This window comes from Bradyrhizobium niftali (genome assembly GCF_004571025.1).
In the GTDB taxonomy this organism is placed as follows: domain Bacteria; phylum Pseudomonadota; class Alphaproteobacteria; order Rhizobiales; family Xanthobacteraceae; genus Bradyrhizobium; species Bradyrhizobium niftali.
Genome location: NZ_SPQT01000014.1, coordinates 64668 through 84752, shown reverse-complemented (window position 1 = coordinate 84752; position 20085 = coordinate 64668). Strand labels below are relative to the sequence as shown.

Annotated in this window: 23 protein-coding genes; 14 read left to right on the top strand and 9 right to left on the bottom strand. The window is 65.0% G+C overall.

Translation table 11 applies throughout. The features are described from left to right. Positions 1–85 precede the first annotated feature (85 nt). The 4 genes from E4K65_RS23390 to E4K65_RS23375 all read left to right on the top strand — a co-directional run bounded on the left by E4K65_RS23390 (position 86) and on the right by E4K65_RS23375 (position 2952). Positions 86–994 carry a helix-turn-helix transcriptional regulator gene (locus E4K65_RS23390; protein ID WP_135176163.1) on the top strand — a complete coding sequence of 303 codons (909 nt, stop codon included), beginning with the start codon at positions 86–88 and terminating at the stop codon, positions 992–994. A gap of 150 nt (positions 995–1144) precedes the next feature. Beyond that, entirely contained in the window at positions 1145–1537 is a 393-nt protein-coding gene (locus E4K65_RS23385) for a group II truncated hemoglobin (RefSeq protein WP_167771070.1), read from the top strand. 171 nt (positions 1538–1708) lie between these two features. Beyond that, positions 1709–2440 carry a helix-turn-helix domain-containing protein gene (locus E4K65_RS23380; protein WP_235885710.1) on the top strand — a complete coding sequence of 244 codons (732 nt, stop codon included), beginning with the start codon at positions 1709–1711 and terminating at the stop codon, positions 2438–2440. Between the two features lie 77 nt (positions 2441–2517). Next, a complete protein-coding gene (locus E4K65_RS23375; protein ID WP_025575572.1) occupies positions 2518–2952 on the top strand; it encodes a VOC family protein in 435 nt (144 codons plus the stop codon). A 90-nt stretch (positions 2953–3042) separates the two neighbouring features. On the opposite strand, the gene E4K65_RS23370 is transcribed toward E4K65_RS23375, so the two are convergent. Both E4K65_RS23370 and E4K65_RS23365 read right to left on the bottom strand, forming a co-directional pair. Next, positions 3043–3375 carry a PRC-barrel domain-containing protein gene (locus tag E4K65_RS23370; RefSeq protein WP_025575573.1) on the bottom strand — a complete coding sequence of 111 codons (333 nt, stop codon included), beginning with the start codon at positions 3373–3375 and terminating at the stop codon, positions 3043–3045. A 116-nt stretch (positions 3376–3491) separates the two neighbouring features. Next, on the bottom strand, positions 3492–4277 hold the full coding sequence (locus E4K65_RS23365; protein WP_135176159.1) for an IclR family transcriptional regulator domain-containing protein: 786 nt from the start codon (positions 4275–4277) through the stop codon (positions 3492–3494). Between the two features lie 115 nt (positions 4278–4392). Here E4K65_RS23365 and E4K65_RS23360 point away from each other — a divergent pair, with 115 nt between their 5' ends. From E4K65_RS23360 to E4K65_RS23350, 3 genes are all read left to right on the top strand, one after another. Next, on the top strand, positions 4393–5751 hold the full coding sequence (locus E4K65_RS23360) for an aromatic ring-hydroxylating dioxygenase subunit alpha (RefSeq protein ID WP_135176158.1): 1359 nt from the start codon (positions 4393–4395) through the stop codon (positions 5749–5751). A gap of 193 nt (positions 5752–5944) precedes the next feature. After that, the gene (locus E4K65_RS23355; protein WP_135176157.1) at positions 5945–7393 is read left to right on the top strand and encodes a glutamine synthetase family protein; all 1449 of its coding nucleotides are present in this window, start codon (positions 5945–5947) and stop codon (positions 7391–7393) included. 330 nt (positions 7394–7723) lie between these two features. Next, complete coding sequence (locus tag E4K65_RS23350) at positions 7724–8050, top strand: hypothetical protein (protein ID WP_135176156.1); 327 nt, start codon at positions 7724–7726, stop codon at positions 8048–8050. A gap of 80 nt (positions 8051–8130) precedes the next feature. Here the strand turns inward: E4K65_RS23350 and E4K65_RS23345 are convergent, their stop codons facing one another. The 7 genes from E4K65_RS23345 to E4K65_RS23315 all read right to left on the bottom strand — a co-directional run bounded on the left by E4K65_RS23345 (position 8131) and on the right by E4K65_RS23315 (position 13531). After that, positions 8131–8844: an ABC transporter ATP-binding protein gene (locus E4K65_RS23345; RefSeq protein WP_025575580.1), complete on the bottom strand. Its 714-nt coding sequence runs from the start codon at positions 8842–8844 to the stop codon at positions 8131–8133. Beyond that, a complete protein-coding gene (locus tag E4K65_RS23340; RefSeq protein ID WP_135176155.1) occupies positions 8837–9604 on the bottom strand; it encodes an ABC transporter ATP-binding protein in 768 nt (255 codons plus the stop codon). The genes E4K65_RS23345 and E4K65_RS23340 overlap by 8 nt, the downstream gene beginning before the upstream one ends. Then, positions 9597–10541 (bottom strand): branched-chain amino acid ABC transporter permease, encoded by a 945-nt coding sequence (locus E4K65_RS23335; RefSeq protein ID WP_025575582.1) that lies wholly within the window; start codon positions 10539–10541, stop codon positions 9597–9599. Before E4K65_RS23335 ends, E4K65_RS23340 begins: the two co-directional genes overlap by 8 nt. Next, positions 10538–11455, bottom strand: coding sequence for a branched-chain amino acid ABC transporter permease (locus tag E4K65_RS23330; RefSeq protein WP_028148057.1), 918 nt, complete (start codon positions 11453–11455; stop codon positions 10538–10540). Before E4K65_RS23330 ends, E4K65_RS23335 begins: the two co-directional genes overlap by 4 nt. Positions 11456–11839: 384 nt before the next feature. After that, positions 11840–12058 (bottom strand): hypothetical protein, encoded by a 219-nt coding sequence (locus E4K65_RS23325; RefSeq protein ID WP_025575587.1) that lies wholly within the window; start codon positions 12056–12058, stop codon positions 11840–11842. Between the two features lies 1 nt (position 12059). Next, entirely contained in the window at positions 12060–12719 is a 660-nt protein-coding gene (locus tag E4K65_RS23320; protein ID WP_025575589.1) for an acyl-homoserine-lactone synthase, read from the bottom strand. A gap of 83 nt (positions 12720–12802) precedes the next feature. Next, positions 12803–13531, bottom strand: coding sequence for a helix-turn-helix transcriptional regulator (locus E4K65_RS23315; protein ID WP_025575590.1), 729 nt, complete (start codon positions 13529–13531; stop codon positions 12803–12805). Between the two features lie 181 nt (positions 13532–13712). Here E4K65_RS23315 and E4K65_RS23310 point away from each other — a divergent pair, with 181 nt between their 5' ends. From E4K65_RS23310 to E4K65_RS23280, 7 genes are all read left to right on the top strand, one after another. Beyond that, complete coding sequence (locus E4K65_RS23310; protein WP_167771068.1) at positions 13713–13889, top strand: hypothetical protein; 177 nt, start codon at positions 13713–13715, stop codon at positions 13887–13889. Positions 13890–14122: 233 nt separating this feature from the next. Beyond that, on the top strand, positions 14123–15061 hold the full coding sequence (locus tag E4K65_RS23305) for a LysR family transcriptional regulator (protein ID WP_135176152.1): 939 nt from the start codon (positions 14123–14125) through the stop codon (positions 15059–15061). A 155-nt stretch (positions 15062–15216) separates the two neighbouring features. Further along, complete coding sequence (locus E4K65_RS23300) at positions 15217–16095, top strand: shikimate dehydrogenase (RefSeq protein ID WP_135176151.1); 879 nt, start codon at positions 15217–15219, stop codon at positions 16093–16095. 60 nt (positions 16096–16155) lie between these two features. Further along, positions 16156–17286: an ABC transporter substrate-binding protein gene (locus tag E4K65_RS23295; protein ID WP_027542278.1), complete on the top strand. Its 1131-nt coding sequence runs from the start codon at positions 16156–16158 to the stop codon at positions 17284–17286. A gap of 179 nt (positions 17287–17465) precedes the next feature. Further along, a complete protein-coding gene (locus tag E4K65_RS23290) occupies positions 17466–18341 on the top strand; it encodes a branched-chain amino acid ABC transporter permease (RefSeq protein WP_135176150.1) in 876 nt (291 codons plus the stop codon). After that, positions 18338–19336 carry a branched-chain amino acid ABC transporter permease gene (locus tag E4K65_RS23285; protein ID WP_135176149.1) on the top strand — a complete coding sequence of 333 codons (999 nt, stop codon included), beginning with the start codon at positions 18338–18340 and terminating at the stop codon, positions 19334–19336. Before E4K65_RS23290 ends, E4K65_RS23285 begins: the two co-directional genes overlap by 4 nt. Beyond that, on the top strand, positions 19333–20076 hold the full coding sequence (locus E4K65_RS23280) for an ABC transporter ATP-binding protein (RefSeq protein ID WP_025576614.1): 744 nt from the start codon (positions 19333–19335) through the stop codon (positions 20074–20076). The genes E4K65_RS23285 and E4K65_RS23280 overlap by 4 nt, the downstream gene beginning before the upstream one ends. Positions 20077–20085 lie beyond the last annotated feature (9 nt).

Sequence of the window (20085 nt, the reverse complement as noted above, 5' to 3'; positions counted from 1 at the left end):
AAGACACCGCGGCGGCTTGCTGTCAATGCTAGCAGGCATTATGTTTCATTAAAACGCGCCGCAGGACCTCCGCTAAAGAAGGCTCATGACCGACAGTCCCGACGCCGAATCCCGATTTCTCGAACAGCTCGGCCAGCGCGTGCGCACCATGCGCGCACTGCGCGGCATGTCGCGCAAAGTGCTCGCCAAGGTATCAGGAATCTCTGAGCGCTACATCGCGCAGCTCGAAAGCGGCAAGGGCAATGTCTCGATCGTGCTGCTCCGCCGTGTCTCCGACGCGATGGGTGCGCATCTCGAAGACCTGCTGCCCAGCGCCGACCCGACGCCGGACTGGCAGATGTTTCGCGATCTCCTGCGCAAGGCGACGCCGGCGCAGATCGCGCAGGCCAAAGATCTGCTCGCCGGCGGCAGCGCATCGGCGCAGCGGCGCGCGCCATTCTGCGGCATCGCGCTGATCGGCCTGCGCGGCGCCGGCAAATCCACGCTCGGCAGGATGCTGGCGAAGAAGGTCGGCTGGAGTTTTGTAGAGCTCAACAAGGAGGTCGAGCAACAGAACGGCCTCTCGGTCGCCGAGATCATCGCGCTGTACGGCCAGGAAGGCTTTCGCCGCATGGAGCAGGCGGCGCTGCAGCAGCTGCTCGCGCGCAACGAGCTGATGGTGCTGGCGACCGGCGGCGGCATCGTCTCGGAGCCCCTGACCTTCGACCAGATCCTGTCGTCGTTCTACACGATCTGGCTGAAGGCCGAGCCCGAGGAGCACATGACCCGCGTCCGCCGCCAGGGCGATCTGCGGCCGATGGCGGATGATCGTTCCGCCATGACGGAGTTGCGCAACATTTTGCGCAGCCGCGAGCCGCTGTATTCGCGTGCGACGGCGGTGGTGGACACGGCGGGCCTCTCCGTCGATGCCGCCGCCGCGCGCCTGATCGACGCGGTGCGCCCGGTGCTGCAGAACGAAGCGCGCAGTTTTGGTCTGCGCAGCGTGGCGCTGTAGCTCGTGTAGACCTCGCTAAAGCTACACACTCCGCTGTCGTCCCGGACAAGCGCGCCACAAGCGCGCGCCGATCCGGGACGACAGCTAGGATTTTGCGCGACCTTCAGCAACACTATATCAACACCGAGCAAGCAAGCCTCGAGATAAATGATGACCGATAGCGACGTCGCAATTTCCATGTTCGAGCGGATCGGCGGCAGTGCCACGATCGACCGGCTGGTCGAGCGTTTCTACGAGCGGATGGATACGCTGCCGGAGGCGAAGGTCATCCGCGCCATGCATGCAGACGATCTCGGCCTGATCAGGGATGTGCTGAAGCGCTATCTCACCGAATGGACCGGCGGACCAAGACTTTATTCGGTCGAGAAAGGCCATCCGCGGTTGCGCCAGCGGCATATCGGCTTTGCCATCGGCGATGGCGAACGCGATGCGTGGCTCACCTGCATGCGCGGCGCGCCGGAGGAGACGGTCGCGGACGCTGCCGCGCGGCAGGACCTCGACAAGGCGCTGTCCGGTCTCGCCGACTGGATGCGCAACCGCTAGCCGCCCACAGGCGAGGCGGGGCGCGCCACGCACTTGGAGGGGCACCATTGCGGCGCTATGCTGCGCGCGATGGACGCTGCCGCACATCCCGATGTCATCCGTCGGCCCGCCTCGCCGCGCCTCGCGCGGCTGGTCGCCAGCATCTCGTTCTATCGCGAGCGCGGCGTCGGGTTGGCCGGCTTCCGGCACGCGGCGCCGCTTGCGCTGCCTCTTCTCGTGAATTTGGGGACACCCTTCCGCATTGCACTTGGGCGCGAACCGGATGTTGCCGACGCTCAGCCGAGTTTCGCGGCAGGCCTCTTTCCCGGACCGGTCCTCATCGAATCCGATGGCCGCGCCGAATGCGTTCAGGTCGATTTCACCCCGCTTGGAGCGTATCGCTTCTTCGGAGGAGCGGTACCGGATCTGACCGCGCGCATGGTCGGCCTGGACGACATTCTGGGACGGGATGGCGAGAACCTCCGCGCCAGGGTTGCCGAGGCGGTCGGATGGCAGCGACGATTTGAGATCGTGGAAGACTTCGTGCTTCGTCGCGCTGTGCATGAGCCCTCGCCGGCGATCGCCTTCGCCCTCGATACGCTCTGGCGACGGGCCGGCGCGGTCCGGATCACCCAGCTCGCCTCCGACATTGGCTGGAGCCGCAAGCATCTCACGCGCCGCTTCCACAACGAGATCGGCGTACCACCGAAGACAATGGCCCAGATGCTGCGCTTTCATCGGGCCTGCTCACTGGCCCGCACGAACGGGTCCGGCGGCTGGGCAGCCGTCGCGGCAGACGCCGGCTATGCCGACCAGGCGCATCTTGCCCGCGACTTCCGGATATTGAGCGGCGAGACGCCGACCGGATGGGCCGCGCGGCTCGATCTTGCCGATCCACGCCTGATGCGGGACGGCGGCGGGTAGCGTCTGGTCCCATTTGTTCAAGCCCGGCTGGCGCGATCCGAACTAGGGTCGGCGTCGCAATGGACCTGGAGCATTTCATGAACCAGCAGAATGGCTATGAAGCGCCGCGCCTGTACCACACCATGCGCTGCAAGGACGCGGAGGCGATGATCGCCTGGCTGAAAAACGTTCTCGGCTTCGCCGAACGCGTGGTCTATCGCAGAGAGGGCACGGTCGTTCACGCCGAACTGGCATTCGGATCGTCGATCCTCATGCTCGGTGCGCATCGCGATGATGCGTACGCAAAACGGGTCGGCGACATCGGCGGCCACCGGACGGATGCCATTTATCTGGCTGTCGATGATCCCGACGCACTCTATGAGAAGGTGAAGGCGTCCGGCGCAAAGATCGAAATGGAGCCGTACAACACCGATTATGGCAGCCGCGATTTCGCGGCGCGCGATCCCGAGGGCGGCCTCTGGAGCTTTGGAACCTATTGGCCCAAGGTCGGCGAAGGGCCGCTGCCGGGATAGGCCGGACGGTTGCTTCGGATGCCGCTCGGCGGGCGCGGCAAGCTCGATCGAGCCCGCAAACGCGATACGGTTGCGAACCCGTCCTGCTCTTCAGACCGACCAATAGTTCGGATGCGGATAGGGCCGCGAGCGGTCGCCCCAATCGAATTCGTCGCCATCGAACTCGCATGGACCGCTGCTGAACTCGTCCATCGTCATCTCGACCTGGAACGCCTGACGGCCGCGATCGTATTTCAGCGCGCTCCACTGCACCGGATAATGGTGATGAGTGCCGAGCAGTCCGCCGGTCTTGATCACGGCATAAGTGACCATTCCGCTGACCTTGTCGAGCATCAGTCGCTCGATCGTGCCGAGCTTCGTGCCGTCGCGCCCGTAGACGGCGACGTGCTCCACGCGATCACTGGGAACCATGGTGTGTTGCATGGCATCCTCCCTCGTCTTCGGTGGAGCGCATTATAGTCTCGTAGCCCGGATGGGCGAAGCGACATCCGGGGTCTGCGACACTTTCCCGGGTACCGCTGCGCTCACCCGGCTACGCGCTACAGCAACTGCGAACGCACCGCTTCGGCGCCCTCGCGCAGCAGCGGCAGGAAGCGGTCGATCAGCTCCTGCGCCGGCACGCGGTCGACATGGGCGCCCATGTTGATGGCGGCGACGATCACGTCGTCGTAGCGGCGGACGGGGACGGAGATCGAGCGGAAATGCGGCTCGGCCTCGCGGTCGACCAGCGAGTAGCCCTGCGCGCGGTCGGCGGCGATACGCGTGAGCAGCGCGCTGGGATCGGTCACCGTCTGCGGCGTCAGCACCTCACGCTTCATCGCCTTCAACCGTGCGGCAAGTTCGGCATCGTCGAGCTGGCCGAGCATGGCACGGCCGACCGAGGTGCAGAAGGCCGGCAGGCGGTAGCCGATTTCGAGCCCGCCGGAAAACATCCGCGCCGGACTGCTGCGCGCGACGAACACGACGTCGTCGCCGTCGAGCACCGCGAGCGAGGAAATTTCGTTTGCCGCCGTCGCGACGCGATCGAGCACCGGTTGCAGGACCGTGACGAGCTGATTGGAACGCAGATAAGACGCCGCCAGCGTCAGCACGTGCGGCGTCAGCGAGAACAGCTTGCCGTCACCAGAAACGAAGCCGCCACGCTGGAGCGTGAACAGCATCCGCCGGGCGGTGGCGCGCGGCAGGTCCGCGGCGCGGGCGAGATCGCTCAAGGTCATCGGGCCGACCGTCGTGCCGAAGCACTGAAGCAGGCGCAGGCCGCGATCGAGGCTTTCGACGAAATCCGTCGCGCGCTCGTCGCTCTCGCTTCGCTTCAGCTTGGGCATGGCGCCGGGACTTTCCTGCAAAATAGTGCTTGCTGCCGATCCAAGGCATGTCATAATTCGCCCATTCGTTCAATAGGCGAACAAACGCCACTCCGAGATAAGGGATGCACTCGCCATGATGAGCCAGGAGCAGAACGACCTGATCACCCGCACCGGGCCGAAGGATCCCTGCGGGAAGCTGATGCGGAGCTACTGGCAACCGGCGGCGCTGGTCGACGAGCTTGAAGGTGCGCGGCCGATCCGCCCCGTCAAACTGCTCGGCGAGAACCTCGTGCTGTTCCGCGACGAGCGAGGGCGCTACGGCCTGATCGATCGCCAATGCGCACATCGCGGCGCCGACCTCGCCTTCGGGCGGCTCGAACATGGCGGCCTGCGCTGCGCCTTCCATGGCTGGCTGTTCGACGCCACCGGCCAGTGCATCGAGACCCCGGCCGAGCCGAAGGATTCAAAGCTCTGCCAGAACATCCGCCAGCGCTCCTATCCCGTGGTGGAGAAGAGCGGCATCCTCTGGGCCTATCTCGGCGAGGGTGAGCCGCCGGCATTTCCGGAGATCGATTGCTTCGTCGCACCCGGCACGCATACGTTTGCGTTCAAGGGCCACATGGCTTGCAACTGGCTCCAGGCGCTCGAAGTCGGCATCGATCCCGCGCACGCCTCCTACCTGCATCGTTTCTTCGAGGACGAGGACACCTCCACCGCCTACGGCAAGCAGTTCCGCGGCGCCTCCGCGGGCAGCGACCTGCCGATGACGAAGATCCTGCGCGAATACGACCGTCCGATCATCAATGTCGAGCACACCGAATACGGCCTGCGGCTGATCGCACTGCGCGAGATCGACGAGGAGCGCACCCATGTGCGCGTCACCAACCAGCTGTTCCCGCACGGCTTCGTCATCCCCATGAGCACGGAGATGACGATCACGCAGTGGCACGTCCCGGTCGACGACGAGAACTGCTACTGGTACGCGATCTTCACCAGCTACACCAACCCTGTCGACAAGAAGAAGATGCGCGACCAGCGGCTCGAGCTCTATGAGCTGCCCGACTACAAATCGCGCAAGAACCGCAGCAACGATTACGGTTTCGATCCGCACGAGCAGCAGACGGCGACCTATACCGGCATGGGCAACGACATCAACGTCCACGACCAGTGGGCGGTGGAGTCGATGGGCGCGATCCAGGACCGCACCAAGGAGCATCTCGGCCAGAGCGACAAGGCGATCGTGCAATACCGCCGCCTGCTGCGGCAGGAGATCGAGAAGGTCGGCGGCGGCGAGAGGCCGATGCTGTTCCTGGACGAGGCCAACGCGCGCAGCATCCAGGGACCGGCGACCATGGACGGCATAGGACCGACGCGGGGCTGGGAGACCTACTGGATGGAAGTCGACGTCAAGCGCCGCCGCGGCGCGCCCTGGACCGCGCCGGTGCCAAAAGAGATCGCGGATAATGTGCATCGGCTGACGGCGGCGGAGTGATGATGACGGTCGTCGCTGGCGGGTCGCTGCGGCGGCCCGACATTCTCCGCTGTCATGCCCCGCGAAGGCGGGGCATCCAGTACGCCGCGGCCCCTCGTGGGTACGTTACCGTCTCTGGAATACTGGATCGTCCGCCTTCGCGGACGATGACAGCGTGGACTATGCTCGTACCGAGTATCAAGGAGAGATAGCAGTGACCTTCGTCGCGCGTCATGCGCTGTGGTCGGATGAGCAGAGGGACGCGGCGACGCGCATGCGGCGCATCGTCGAGGAGAAAAACCTCGAAGTCATCCGCCTCGCCTTCCCGGACCAGCACGGTATCCTGCGCGGCAAGACCATCATCGCTGCGGAGGCGATCGCCGCGCTGGAGAGCGGCTGCTCCATCACCACCACCATGCTGGCGAAAGACACCTCGCACCGCACGGTGTTTCCGGTGTTCACGTCAGGCGGCGGCTTCGGCATGAAGGAGATGGAGGGTGCGGCCGACGTGCTGATGGTCGCCGATCCCACCACGTTCCGCGTGCTGCCATGGGCGCCGACGACCGGCTGGGTGCTGTGCGACCTCTATTTCAATGACGGCCGCCCCGTGCCGTTCGCAACGCGCGGGCTTTATCGCCAGGTGCTCGATGATCTCGCTGGCCGCGGCCACGATTTCGTCGCCGGGCTCGAGGTCGAATTCCACATCTTCAAGCTCGACGATCCGCATATGCGTGCGGAGGACGCCGGCCAGCCCGGGACCCCGCCCTCGGTGAGCCTGCTCAGCCACGGCTACCAGTACCTCACCGAGCAGCGCTTCGATCAGATGGAGCCGGTGCTGGAGATCCTGCGTCGCGACGTCGTCGCACTCGGGCTGCCCTTGCGTTCGGTCGAGGTCGAGTTCGGGCCAAGCCAGTGCGAGTTCACCTTCGCGCCGAGGAAGGGGCTGGAGCCCGCCGACAACATGGTGCTGTTCCGCTCCGCGGTGAAGCAGATCGCCCGCCGCCACGGCTATCACGCCACCTTCATGTGCCGGCCGAAACTGCCGAACCTGTTCGCGAGCGGCTGGCATCTGCACCAGTCGATCGTCTCGCGCACCAGCGGCGAGAACCAGTTCATGGCCAAGGAAACGGTCAAGACAGGCGGCGAGCCGCTCAGCGCGTTCGGCCGCGCCTACCTTGCCGGCCTGCTCGACCACGCCCGCGCGTCCACCGTGTTCACCACCCCGACCATCAACGGCTACAAGCGCTACCGCTCCTATTCGCTGGCCCCTGACCGCGCGATCTGGGGCCGCGACAATCGCGGCGTGATGATCCGCGTGCTCGGGGCTGCCGGCGATGCCGCCACGCGCCTCGAGAACCGCATCGGCGAGCCCGCCGCCAATCCCTATCTCTACATGGCCTCGCAGATTCTTTCGGGTCTCGACGGCGTCGACCGCAAGCTCGATCCGGGCCCGTCGGCCGACACGCCCTACGAGACCAAGGCGCCGCTGCTGCCGAAGTCGCTGCGCGACGCGGTCGCCGCGCTGAAGGACGATCCGTTCTTCCGCGAGAAGCTCGGCGCCGAGTTCGTCGACTACTACACCCACATCAAGAACGCCGAGATCGATCGCTTCCTCGCCGAGGTCACCGACTGGGAGCATCGGGAATATTTCGAGGTGTTCTGACACCCCTCGACGGGCAGGCCTGGCGAGCGCCATAGCGCACGCCTCACGCCCCTGTGAGGCGACTTCGTCCCGCCTGTTCCGACGACATCTCATCCCCATCCGACGAAGCCATTTTCCTCTCCCCTCGAAAACCGCCGGAAAGACACGGGGTCTAGAGTTCTGGACGATGATCAACAATGGAGTTCGGTCATGTTGGCTCAATTGTTCAGTCTGATCTATCGCTTGTCCTGCCGGGCCACCCTGATCGAAATCGGCACGCACCACCTCGCGCGTTAGTCGCCGGCGCGTGCGAATTGGGTAAGATGGATTGACCTGATAACGGGGATTTCCATGCGCAGGCTGGTCCTGATCACGGCAATGTCGCTGCTAGCAACCGAGGCGTATGCCGGCGGTTCGCGGAGCCTGAGCCTGGCGACGACCAATTCCAGCCAGCAGGCGACCGAGCAGCCGGCCGCGACGGCAACGGCCGCGCCACAGACGATGCCGGCCCCGGCGGCAGCCGCGCCAGTCGCGACCGCTCCGGTTGCCACAACATCCACTCGGCCCACCGCCGCAGCGGTGGTCGCCACGACCGAAACGGCAAAGCCAAAGCGCCGCCAGCCGCCGACCGAGGCGCGCGTGATCCGCGAGCTGCATCGGCATGGGATTTATTGGTGATTGGCTCGCACAACTCTCTCCCCGGCCTTCGCCGGGACGACACTTGGTGAGACGGCCTGCGTCCCGCCCCTCACCCTCCGCTAAATCCCCAGATATTTGTGCTGCAGATCCGGCTCGGCCATCAGCTCGTGCGACGTGCCGCTCCACACCGTCTTGCCGCGCTCGATGATGAAGTGGCGGTCGCAGATGCGGGCGAGGTGGTCGACGTTCTTGTCGACGACCAGGATCGACTGTCCCCGGCTCTTGAGCAGCGACAGGCAATTCCAGATTTCTTCGCGGATCAATGGCGCGAGGCCCTCGGTCGCTTCATCCAGAATGAGGAGTTTCGGGTTGGTCATCAGCGCGCGGCCGATCGCCAGCATCTGCTGCTCGCCGCCGGAGAGCTGGTTGCCCATGTTGGACGCGCGTTCGGCAAGGCGCGGGAACATCACGTAGATCGAAGCCAGCGTCCAGGGATTGCTGCTGCTGAAGCGGTCGGCGGCGGCCGCAACGAGATTTTCGCGCACGGTCAGGTTCGGGAAGATCTGGCGCCCCTCGGGCACCAGGCCGACGCCGAGTTTTGCAATTCTGTACGACGGCAGCTGCCTGACTTCAGCACCTGCGAAACGGATCGCGCCGGCGCGTGCCGGCGTCAGGCCCATGATGGAGCGGATGGTCGTGGTCTTGCCCATGCCGTTGCGGCCCATCAGCGAGACCATCTCGCCCGGCTTGATCGACAGCGACAGGCCGAACAGCACTTGGCTGAGGCCGTAGCAGGTCTCGATGCCGTCGACGTCGAGCAGCGTGTCAGCCATGGTGCGTCACCACATGCTGGTCGCCGAGATAGGCGCGCTTGACGTCATCGTTGGCGCGGATCGCAGCCGGATCGCCCGAGGCGATGACGCGGCCATAGACAAGCACCGAGATGCGGTCGGCCAGCGCGAACACCGCCGGCATGTCGTGCTCGACCAGCACGATCGAGACCTCTTTCCGCAACTCCTGGAGCAGCTTGACCATGCGCTGGGATTCGGTGACGCCGAGGCCGGCCATGGGCTCGTCGAGCAGGAGCAATTTCGGCTTGCTGGCCAGCGCGACCGCAAGCTCCAGCTCGCGGCGCTCGCCATGGCTGAGCCTCGACACCACGACGTCGGCGCGATGCAACAGGCCCACGCGGTCGAGCGCGGCATGGGCGGCATCGCGCAGGCCCTTTTCCTTGCGCGCATCGGCAAAGAAGCGAAACGAGGTGCCGGCATGGGCCTGCGCCGCCAGCGCGACATTGTCGGCGGCGGTGAAGTCGAGCAGCAGCGAGGTGATCTGGAACGACCGCGCCAGCCCCAGCGCGCAGCGGCGATAGGCCGGCAGGTGGGTTATGTCGCGACCGCCGAGCGAAACGCTGCCGGAATGCGGCTCGAGATGCCCGGTGAGCTGGCTGATCAGCGTGGTCTTGCCGGCGCCGTTCGGGCCGATGATGGCGTGCAGCTCACCGCTAGCTACGTCGAGCGAGACGTTGTCCGTCGCGATGATGCCGCCGAAGCGGCGCACCAGCTTCTCGACGCGGAGCAAGGGTTCAGCCACGGCCAGCCCTCCCGAGCGCGCCCATGATGCCGCCGCGCCCGAACAGCACGATCAACAGCAGCAGCGGTCCCATGATCAGCGCCCAGTACTCGGTGATCTGCGACAGGAATTCTTCCAGCAGCAGGAACACCACGGCGCCCATGACCGGGCCGAACAGCGTACCCATACCGCCGAGGATCACCATCACCATGAGGTCGCCTGACCGCGTCCAGTACATCACGGCCGGGCTGATGAAGTCGGTATTGTTGGCGAGCAGCGCGCCGGCAAGTCCGCACATCATGCCCGAGATGACGAAGCAGACCAGCTGGTAGCGCTTGGCAGGAAAGCCGATCGCCTGCATGCGCTGCTCGTTGGAGCGCAGGCCCTGCACCACGAGGCCGAAGCGCGAATTGACGATGCGCCAGATCAGGATGAGTACGGCGAACAGGCAGGCGAGGCAGAGATAGTAGAACTGCGTGCGGTTGCCGAGATTGACCAGGCCGGAGAAGTCGCTGCGCTTGTAGACGGTGAGGCCGTCATCGCCGCCGTACCGCGCCAGCCCCGAGGCGACGTAATAGGCCATCTGCGCAAAGGCCAGCGTGATCATGATGAAATAGACGCCGCGGGTGCGCAAGCTGAGCGCGCCGATCACCAGCGCGTAAGTCGCGGAGGCCGCGAGCGCGACCGGAAACTGGATCCAGCCGGAGCCGACGCCTTCCTGCGCGAGCATGCCGACGGCGTAGCCGCCGATGCCGAGATAGGCGGCGTGGCCAAAGCTCATCATGCCGCCAAACCCCATGATGAGGTTGAGGCTCGCGGCGGCCAGCGCCAGGATGACGATGCGGGTGAACAGCGTCAGGATGAAGACGTTGCCGGAGAGCTGCGAATAGAGCGGCAGCAGCACGAGGCCCGCCAGCATCAGGGCCGTGGCGGCCTTGCTCACAGTGAAAGCCTTCATCGACGATTGGCCGGAAACAGCCCCTCCGGCCGCACCACCAGCACGATCGCCATCAGCAGGTAGATCAGCATGGACGACAGCGCGGGCGCGGCGGTGGAGGCGGCGGCGCCGCTCAGCACCTGCCGCAGCAGGTTGGGCAGGAAGGCGCGGCCGAGCGTGTCGATCATGCCGACGAAGATCGCGGCCAGGAACGCGCCGCGGATCGAGCCGATGCCGCCGATCACGATGATGACGAAGGCGAGGATCAGGATGTTCTCGCCCATCCCGATCTGCACGGTGAGGATCGGCGCCTGCATCAGGCCGGCAAGGCCGGCGAGCGCCGCACCGAGCCCGAACACCAGCGTGTAGAGCAGCTTGATGTTGATGCCGAGCGCGCCGATCATCTCGCGGTTGGAGGCACCGGCCCGGATCAGCATGCCGATGCGGGTGCGCATCACGCCGAGATAGAGCAGAAGCGCGACCAGCAGCGCCACCACGATGATGGCGAGGCGATAGGCGGGATAGTGAATGCCGGGCAGGATCGGCACCGGCACGGTGAGCCAGGCCGGCAGCGGCAGCGCGAGGCCCGCCGGGCCCCAGATCAGCCGCACCGCTTCATTGAAGAACAGGATCAGGCCGAACGTCGCGAGCACGTGGTCGAGATGGTCGCGGCCGTAGAGATGCCGCAGCGCCGTCATCTCGAGCACGATGCCGAGCACGAGCGTTGCACCGAGCGCCATCAGCGCACCGAGCAGGAAGCTGCCGGTCCAGGCCGCGAAGGTCGCGGCGAAATAGGCGCCCATCATGTAGAGCGAGCCGTGCGCGAGGTTGACGAGATCCATGATCCCGAACACCAGCGTCAGGCCGGCGGCGAGCAGGAACAGCAGCAGGCCAAACTGCAATCCGTTCAGGAACTGTTCGACGACGAGCAGCATCAAGACTCTTTCAGGCGCACGCAGCGTCGCGCCGATGTTCGAACACAGTCGCCATCAGTGAAAGAGCTCCCCCTGCCTCTTCAAGGCCGAAAAATGGGTAATGGCAGTATCGTGCCGAGGCAAGAGCGATTTGACACCAAACATGCACTTTGTTGCATCCCGGCGCAAACGGCCGAAACCTGTCCCGCGATGCAAGAAGGCTGCCGCGCGGCATGGGGCAACCTGCCGCACCCGAACTGAGAGCTTGAGCACTAACGCATCCACGGCGTCATGGCCGGGCATGACGACCTCTTGCAAACGCTCAGAAGTAATCACCCTCCCCCCGGGTAGGCCGGGGAGAGGGTGAGGACGTCGTCGGAATGAAGGAAGTGAAGAAGGCTGCGTCTAGTGCGACGTCATCTGGTGGGGAAGATCGTCCGGGCCGGCGACCACGTTGTTTGCCGTCGAGGCCTCCAGTGCTGCCATCCGGAACAGATAGGCGAGCGTCGTCAGTCCAGAGTCGTCCGCCATCTGCGCCAGCTCGAGCGCCATGTCGGACATGTAGCCGAGATTCTCGTCCTTGATTAGCGCCATGATCTGGCTGTCCCGCATCATGTTCGACATTTCAGGCGCTCTTTCGTTGCGCGGCAGCGAGGCCGCAGAGGTTGGCACGGGCGACGGCGTCCAGACGCGGGCCGTCCTGTTGCACGATCGAAGCCATGCCGATGCGATCATGCAGGGCATCGAGCGTCTGGCGACGAATGTCGATGGTGGCCGCCATGGTCCAGGCGCTCTCGACCAGAGCCGGCAGGCCGAGCGGCGTCACGACGAAGCCGGCCTCGTGAAAGCGCGGCAACCACCAGGTTTCCATGATCGCGCTGACCTGCGCGATTCCCTGGCCGAGGCAGAACTCCTGCACCGCCGCCATCAGTTGCAGGTTGAGAGCGCCGTCGCGGCGATCGCGGACGACGAAGTAGCGCGACCATTCCCAGATCAGCGGATCTGAGGGGCAGCCGCGTACCGCCGCCAGGTGCGGGAAGACCTCGCTCATCATCGAGGGCTTGGTCGTCGGGTAGAGCCGGTGACCGCCGACGATGCGCCGGCCCTCCAGCGCAAGCAGATAGACGGTGTCCTCGTCGTCATAGGAATCGATCTCGCGGCCATCCGGCCTGCGCAGCGCCTCCCAATGGCGCTCCTCGACAAAGATCTCATGGCGCAGCCGGAAGTGCTGCTCGATTACGTCTTCGTATAAGTGGCGATTGACCGCGGAAATTGCATGAATCATGAAAACCCCCATTCAGCCTCAATGGGGGGCACCCTCTGCGAAAAGAGGCAGGTTCGATATTGGGAAATTTCCCAGTACGTCGCTCAGGGATTGATGATCTTGTGGCGAATCGCCAGCGCAACCGCATGCGTACGGTTGACAGCACCGAGCTTGCGCGCAGCGGTTGCAAGATGCTCTTCGGCGGTGCGCTGCGTGATGTGCAGGATCTCGCCGATTTCCCAAGCCGACTTGCCCTGCGAGGCCCAGGCGATCACCTCGCGCTCGCGCGGAGTGAGACGCGTCGACGGATACGGCGTCGGCTCGAGCAGACGGCGAATGTGGTCGAAGCCATACATCGCCATCAGGTGCAGGGCCGGCTTGCTGCGGGGATTGAGGTCCAGATGCACGCCGCCGAGCGACACCGCGGCTTCATAGCCGGTGAGTCCGTGGATCGGCACGATGAAGCCGCGCGACATGCGAAAATCGCCGGCGCGGTTCATCACCTCGGCCGCGTTCGGCTCGAGCTCGGCATCATACGGCGCCTCCGACCACTCGAACGGATTGACCGATTGCCGGCACAGCCGCACCACGGGATCGAAGCGGTCGTAATTGTTCTGGGTGTAGAGATTGAACCATCCCGCCGGCCAGCGCTTGGCGAGCACCATCTGCGCAAATCGCTGATCGGGATTCGGCAATCCCGTCACGATGATGGTTTCGAAGCCGAAACGGCCGAAGGCCGTTTCAAGCGCGTCCATGGCGTCCGGTACCTTGCGATAGGTATCCAGGCCTTCGATGAAGTCGAGCGCTTCCCGGCCATAATCGACGGCGGACATCGGTGCGTTTCCTGACCCTCGCCGTCCGCTATAGCACGTATTCGGGGGCTGCCTCAATTCGCTGCTTCCGTAGTTCTCCGGTATCCACCCGCTCCGAAGCTTCAATCTACTTGTGGAAGAAGTGACGTCAAGTTACACCTGTGGCGTACAAAGCTGTGGCGTACAATGCGGGAAACCCACGATGGACGACGAGAACATCGCCCTCAACAGCGTGCTCGGCCTGGAATTGAACCGCGTGTTTTTCGCCGTGCGGGAAACGGCGAACAAGCAGAAGATCATCGAATTCGCGCGCGAGGTGCTGCAAAGCGAGTGCGCCGAGTTCGCGGACCGCGTGTCGCCCGAAGGGCCGGCGAGCTAGAAGCGCAGTTGCGGCAGACGCGAGAGCTGCTCGCGCGGATGCGACGTCCTTCCATTTGAACGCGCAGATTTTAGTCGAAACACTCCCACCGCGAAGTTCTCCCTTCTCTCCGTGTGGGAGATGGTAAGAAACCCGCCGCTCTTTCCGCTGACATTGACAGACACTTGCCGCTGGATGACATCACGGCTCTCGTGAGATGATCGGCGCCACGATCTCTTCGGGGTGCCAAGAACATGATGACACTGCGCCAGGTGGAAGTGATCCGTGCCGTGATGGTGACGGGCACCATTGGCGGTGCGGCGAAGCTGCTCAACGTCTCGGCGCCGGGGATCAGCCGCCTCGTCAAATACACCGAGCGCTCGCTCGGCATCCGCTTCTTCCAGCGCCAGAACGGCCGCTATTTCCCGACGCCGGAGGCCGAGAACATCTTCGAGCAGATCAACGGCGTCTACAAGAAGGTCGACGACCTCTCCGAGATCATCTCCAAGATCGGCCGCGGCGGCCTGTCGGAATTGCGCATCGGCTCGGTGCCGAGCATCTCGCAGGTGATGGTGCCGCGCGCGATCGAGCGCGTCCGGCGCCGCTATCCCGATCTCGGCATCGACATCAATGTCCTCAAGATCGAGGAAGCCATCGACTATCTGATGCTCGGCCGCGGCGAGTGCGTCGCGATGAGCTACCGGCTCGAGCATTCCGGGCTCGATTTCCTGCCGCTCGCCTCGGGCGAGCTCTATTGCATGGTACCGCCCGGCCATGAACTCGCCGGCCGCAAGCAGGTCTCGGCCGCCGAGATCACCCGCTACCCGCTGATCGGCATCGATCCGAACGATCCCTACGGCCGGATCATGGCCGGGATCTTTGCGCGCAACCGGCTCGAGTACAACATCACCATTCGCGCGCGCTTCGGCACCACGGTCTGCGCGCTGGTGAAAGCGGGCCTCGGCATCGCCGTCATCGACCAGTTCACGGTGGCCCATGGCGGCTATCCCGGGATCGAGCTGCTCAAGATCACCGAGCCGACGCGGTTCGAGACCTACATCGCGGTGAAGCGCGGCGCACCGCTGTCACTTCACGTCGAGTATTTCATCGAATCCCTGCGCGCCGAGATGCGCGCGGTCGAGCCGACCCGCGGCAACGGCAGGGCTGCGCCTGCGCGCGGACGGAAGAAATAACATGATGTTAGGTTAGCGGGACAAAAGGGTAATTGTGTTAGGCGAGGGAAAGGCTATCGTCGCATGCGGAAGCCACCTTGGAAGCCCCTAGCAATTGCGCAGGTTTCCCCGCTAATGGCCGGGACCGAACGCTCCCAACGAGACGATAGCGAACCATGTCGAAGCGCGGATACGCCGCCAGCAAGAAACTCCTCACCGGCCTGATCGGCGCGCCGATCGCACATTCCGCTTCCCCCGCCATGCATGAGCGCGCCGCCGAGGCGCTCGGCCTGCGCGGCCACTACCAGCTCATCGAGGTCGCCGGCGCCGACGCCGCCGGGCTCGCCATGATGCTGGAAGGCGTGCGGCGGCTCGGCTTTGCCGGCGTCAACGTCACCTTTCCCTACAAGGAGGCCGTCGTCCCGCTGCTCGACGAGCTGGCGCCGGCTGCGGCGACCATGGCGGCGGTCAACACCGTCGTCGCCAGGGACGGCCGGCTGATCGGCCACAACACCGACACGACGGGCTTTGCGCGCGCGGTCGCACCGCTGCTGGCGCCGTCCGGAAATGCGGTGGCCGTGATCGGCACCGGCGGCGTCGGCAAGGCAATTGCCTTTGCGCTGGCGAGCCTGAAGGTGACTGACCTCCGAATCTTCGACAGCGAGCCGGCGCGCGCCGAAAAGCTCGCCGCGCTGCTGGCCAGGCATGGTGGCGCGCGGGTGGCCACGAGCGTGGAAGACGCGCTCCGTGGCGCAACCGGCCTCGTCAACGGCACGCCGGTGGGAATGCTGCCGAACCGGGACACCCCGGTCCCCACCTCGCTGCTGCGCGAAAACCTGTGGGTCGCCGACGCCGTCTATTCGCCGCTGATCACGCCGCTGCTGGCCGCGGCTCAGGCCAAGGGCGCGCGGATCATGACCGGGCGGGAGCTAGCGATCTACCAGGCCGCCGACGCTTTCGAACTGTTCACCGGCCTTGCCCCATCGACCGAAGTCATGGGAGAGGCTTTTGACGAGGTGATGGCGGCGCGAAGCTCAGCCTATCACGCAGCGTAACCGAAGCGGCCGGACACAAGGCCGCGGACAACAACATCACAGGAAACGGGAGGAGAGACCATGAGATCGGCTATTCTGGCAGGCGCCCTGCTTGCCTTCGCTACTGCAACCAGCGTCCACGCACAGGCGATCAAGCTCGCCGACGTCGCCGAGCTGTCGGGTGGCGGCGCCACCGTCGGCACCAACTGGAAGAACGGTATCGACCTCGCCATCGAGGAGATCAACGCCAAGGGCGGCGTGCTCGGCCGCAAGCTCGAGGTCACCCATGCCGACTCGCAGTCCAACCCGGGCGTTGCCCGCGCGCAGGTGCAGAAGGCGCTCGATGCCGAGCCCTATGTGCTGCTCGGACCCGGCTATTCCGGCTCGGTGAAGGTCACCGCACCGCTCGCAGCTGAAGCCGGCATCGCGCAGATCATGGGCGGCGAAGCCGCCGAGCTGACGCAAGCCGGAAACAAGTTCCTGTTCCGCACCTCGTTCGGCCAGCAATCCTCGATGCCGAAGGTCGCGAAATACATCCACGACGAGATGAAGGCGAAGTCGGTCGCGGTGGTCTGGGTCAACAACGACTTCGGCCGCGGCGGACGCGACGTCGTCGTGAAGGAGCTCGACCGGCTCGGCTCCAAGGTCGTCGCCGACCTCTCGACCGAAGCGGGCCAGGCCGACTTTGCCGCCGACGTCGGCAAGATCAAGTCCGCCAATCCCGATGCCGTGTTCGTCTATCTCAACGAGGAAGAGAGCGCGCGCATCCTGAAAGAGCTGAAGCGCCAGGGCGTCACCGCGCCGCTGATGGGCGAGACCACGCTGATCGGCCAGAAGGTGATCGAGCTTGCCGGCGACGCCGCCAACGGCGCGCGCGGCCATGTCGGCCTCACCACGGATGCGCCGGTCGATTTGATCAAGGCGTTCCGCGAGAAGTTTTCCAAGAAGTACAATTACGTGCCCGACCACAACGGCCTGAAGGGCTACCTCGCCGTCTACATGGTGAAGGCCACCACCGAAAAGATGGGCAAGGTCGACCCGAAGAAGTTTGCCGACACGCTGCACGGCCTGACCATCAAGGCCGCGGACGAGCCGGGCATCCTGATGGACGTCACCTTCAGCGAGACCGGCGACATCGACCGCCAGAGCTTTCTGGTCGAAGTGGTCGAAGGCAAGCAGGTGGTGAAGCAGGTGCTGCCGAAGGTGAAGTGAGCCTTCTTCGCCTCTCCCCGCACGCGGGGAGAGGCCGACGCGCGAAGCGCGGCGGATGAGGCTCTCCGCGCATCGAGCTGTCACCGTCCTTGCGGAGGCTCCCCCTCACCCCGACCCTCTCCCCGCAAGCGGGGCGAGGGAGAAGAATGAGGGGGACGAGGGAAAGGAGAGAGGGGAAAATGTCCAATCTGTTCGATCTTCTGGTCGCGGGACTTGCCACCGGCGCCATCTATGCACTGGTCGCGGTCGGCTTCACGCTGCTGTGGCAGACGTCGCAGACCATCAATTTCGCGCAAGGCGAGTTCGTGATGCTGCCGGCGTTCCTGATGCTGGCAGCGATGCATGCCGGCGCGCCGTTCTGGCTCGCGATCATCCTCGGCATTTTGCTCTCGATGCTCCTGCTCGGCCTCGCCTTCAAGATGCTGCTGGTCGACCCGATGATGCGCCATGGCGTGCTGCCGCTGGCGATCGCGACCATGGCGCTGGCGATCGGCATCAAGGAATCCGTGAAGCAGTTCTTCAGCGCGGAGGCATCGCCCTTCCCCTCGATCGTGCCGACCGGCGATATCTCCATCCTCGGCCACGCCGTCTCGCTGCAGAGCATCGGCGTCCTCGTCGTCGCCATTCTTGCGGTCTTCGGCCTGACCTCGCTCCTCAACCGCACCTCGCTCGGCCACCAGATGCAGGCGGCGGCGCAGAACCCGACGGTGGCGCGCATCATCGGCGTGCCCGTGGAGCGCATGATCCTGCTGACCTTCCTGATCAACGCCTTCCTGGTGGCGCTCGCCTCGCTGCTGATCACGCCGATCTACCTCGCAAAATTCTCCTCCGGCGAGGTGCTGGGCCAGGCCGCCTTCATCGCCGCGATCGTCGGCGGCTTCAATCAGGTGCGCGGCGCGATCGCCGGCGGCCTTCTGATCGGCGTGCTCGACAATCTCGCGGCAAGCTACGTCTCGACGCAGTATCGCGCGGCGGTGCCGCTGATCTTCCTGATCGTCGTCATCCTGTTCCGGCCGCAAGGACTGCTGGGCCGCGCCGAGGAGCGCACGGCATGAACGGATTCGGCAAACCCCTGAAGATCGCGCTCGGCCTCATCGTCATCGCCGGCCTGATCATCGTCCCCATGAACTTCAACCGCTACGGCCTGTTCATCCTGAGCCAGTGGGCGGTGATGACCATCGCCGCGATGGGCCTCAACCTCACGCTCGGCTATGCCGGCCAGGTGTCGCTGGCCCAGGGCGCCTTCGTCGGCATCGGCGCCTATGCGGCGGCGATCATGACCACGCATGGCTGGCCGCTGCCGGCCGCGATCGTGGTCGCGGTTCTCTTGAGCTTCGGCGTCGGCTGGGTGCTCGGCTATCCCGCGCTGCGCGTGCAGCACCATTACCTCGCCTTCGTCACGCTCGCCTTCTCCACCCTCGCCTTCCTCGTGTTCCGCAACGAGAGCTGGCTCACCGGCGGCATCTACGGCATCTCCAACATCCCGCGCCCACACATCTTTGGCATCGCGACCAACAAGCCGCTGCCTTTCTACTATGTCTGCCTCGGCTCGCTCGCGATCGTGTCGCTCGCGGTGTGGTGGCTGATCCGCTCGCCCTGGGGCCGCGCCTTCATGGCGCTGCGCGAAAACCCGCTGCGCGCGCAATCGCTCGGCATCGACACGCGGCGCTACACGCTGATGGCGTTCGCTATCGGCTCGGCGCTCGGCGGCGTCGCCGGCGCGCTCTATGCGCCGCTGACGCAATATATCGATCCCGTGCCGTTCAACCTGTCGCTCTCGCTCGATCTCCTGATGATGGTAATCGTCGGCGGCGCTGGGTTCTATTTCGGTCCCTTCCTGGGGGCGATGATCGCGGTGCTGCTGCCGGAATGGCTGCGCTTCACGGAAGGGTATTACCTGATGCTCTATGCGATCGCGGTGATGCTGCTGCTGATCTGGTCGCCGACCGGCATTCTGGGAATCCTCGACCGCTATCTCGCCGATCGCCGCACCAAGGCAGCCTCCGCGCTGCGCGCCGTCGCGAAATCCCGGCTGGAGACGGTGCAATGAGTGCGGTCCTCGAAGTCACCAACATCAAGAAGAATTTTGGCGGCATCAGCGCCGTCGCCGACGTCAGCTTCGACGTCCGCGAGGGCGAGATCCTCGGCCTGATCGGGCCGAACGGCTGCGGCAAGTCCACCCTGTTCAACTGCATCCTCGGCCAGCTCACGCCATCAGGCGGCGAAGTGAAGCTCGACGGCAAGGTGGTCACGGGCCTGCGTCCCTCCGAGCTCAACAAGCTCGGGGTCAGCCGCACCTTCCAGCTGTTGCAGGTGTTTCCAAAACTGTCGGTGCGCGAGAACCTGATCCTCGCGGGACAGGAGCACCAGGGCAACATGGCCTCGCGCCTGGTCGGCCGCTCCGATGCCGGGCTGACGGAGGCCGCCAACCAGATGATCGGCTTCTTCAAGCTCGATCACCTCGCGGCTGAACCTGCCGGCGGCCTGTCCTACGGCCAGCAGAAGCTGCTCGATGCCGCCATGGCCTTCATGGGCGGCCCGCGCCTGGTGCTGCTCGACGAGCCCGCCGGCGGCGTCAACCCGTCGATGCTGGCGGACCTGAAGGACCGTCTGGTGGCGATCAACCGCGAGAAGAACGCCACCTTCGTCGTGATCGAGCACAACATGGAGTTCGTGATGTCGCTGTGCTCGCGCGTGATGGTGATGGCGGAAGGCAAGGTGCTGGCGATGGGCCGGCCGGACGAGGTCCGCAAGAACCCGGCCGTGATCGAAGCTTATCTGGGACATTGAGGGCACGAG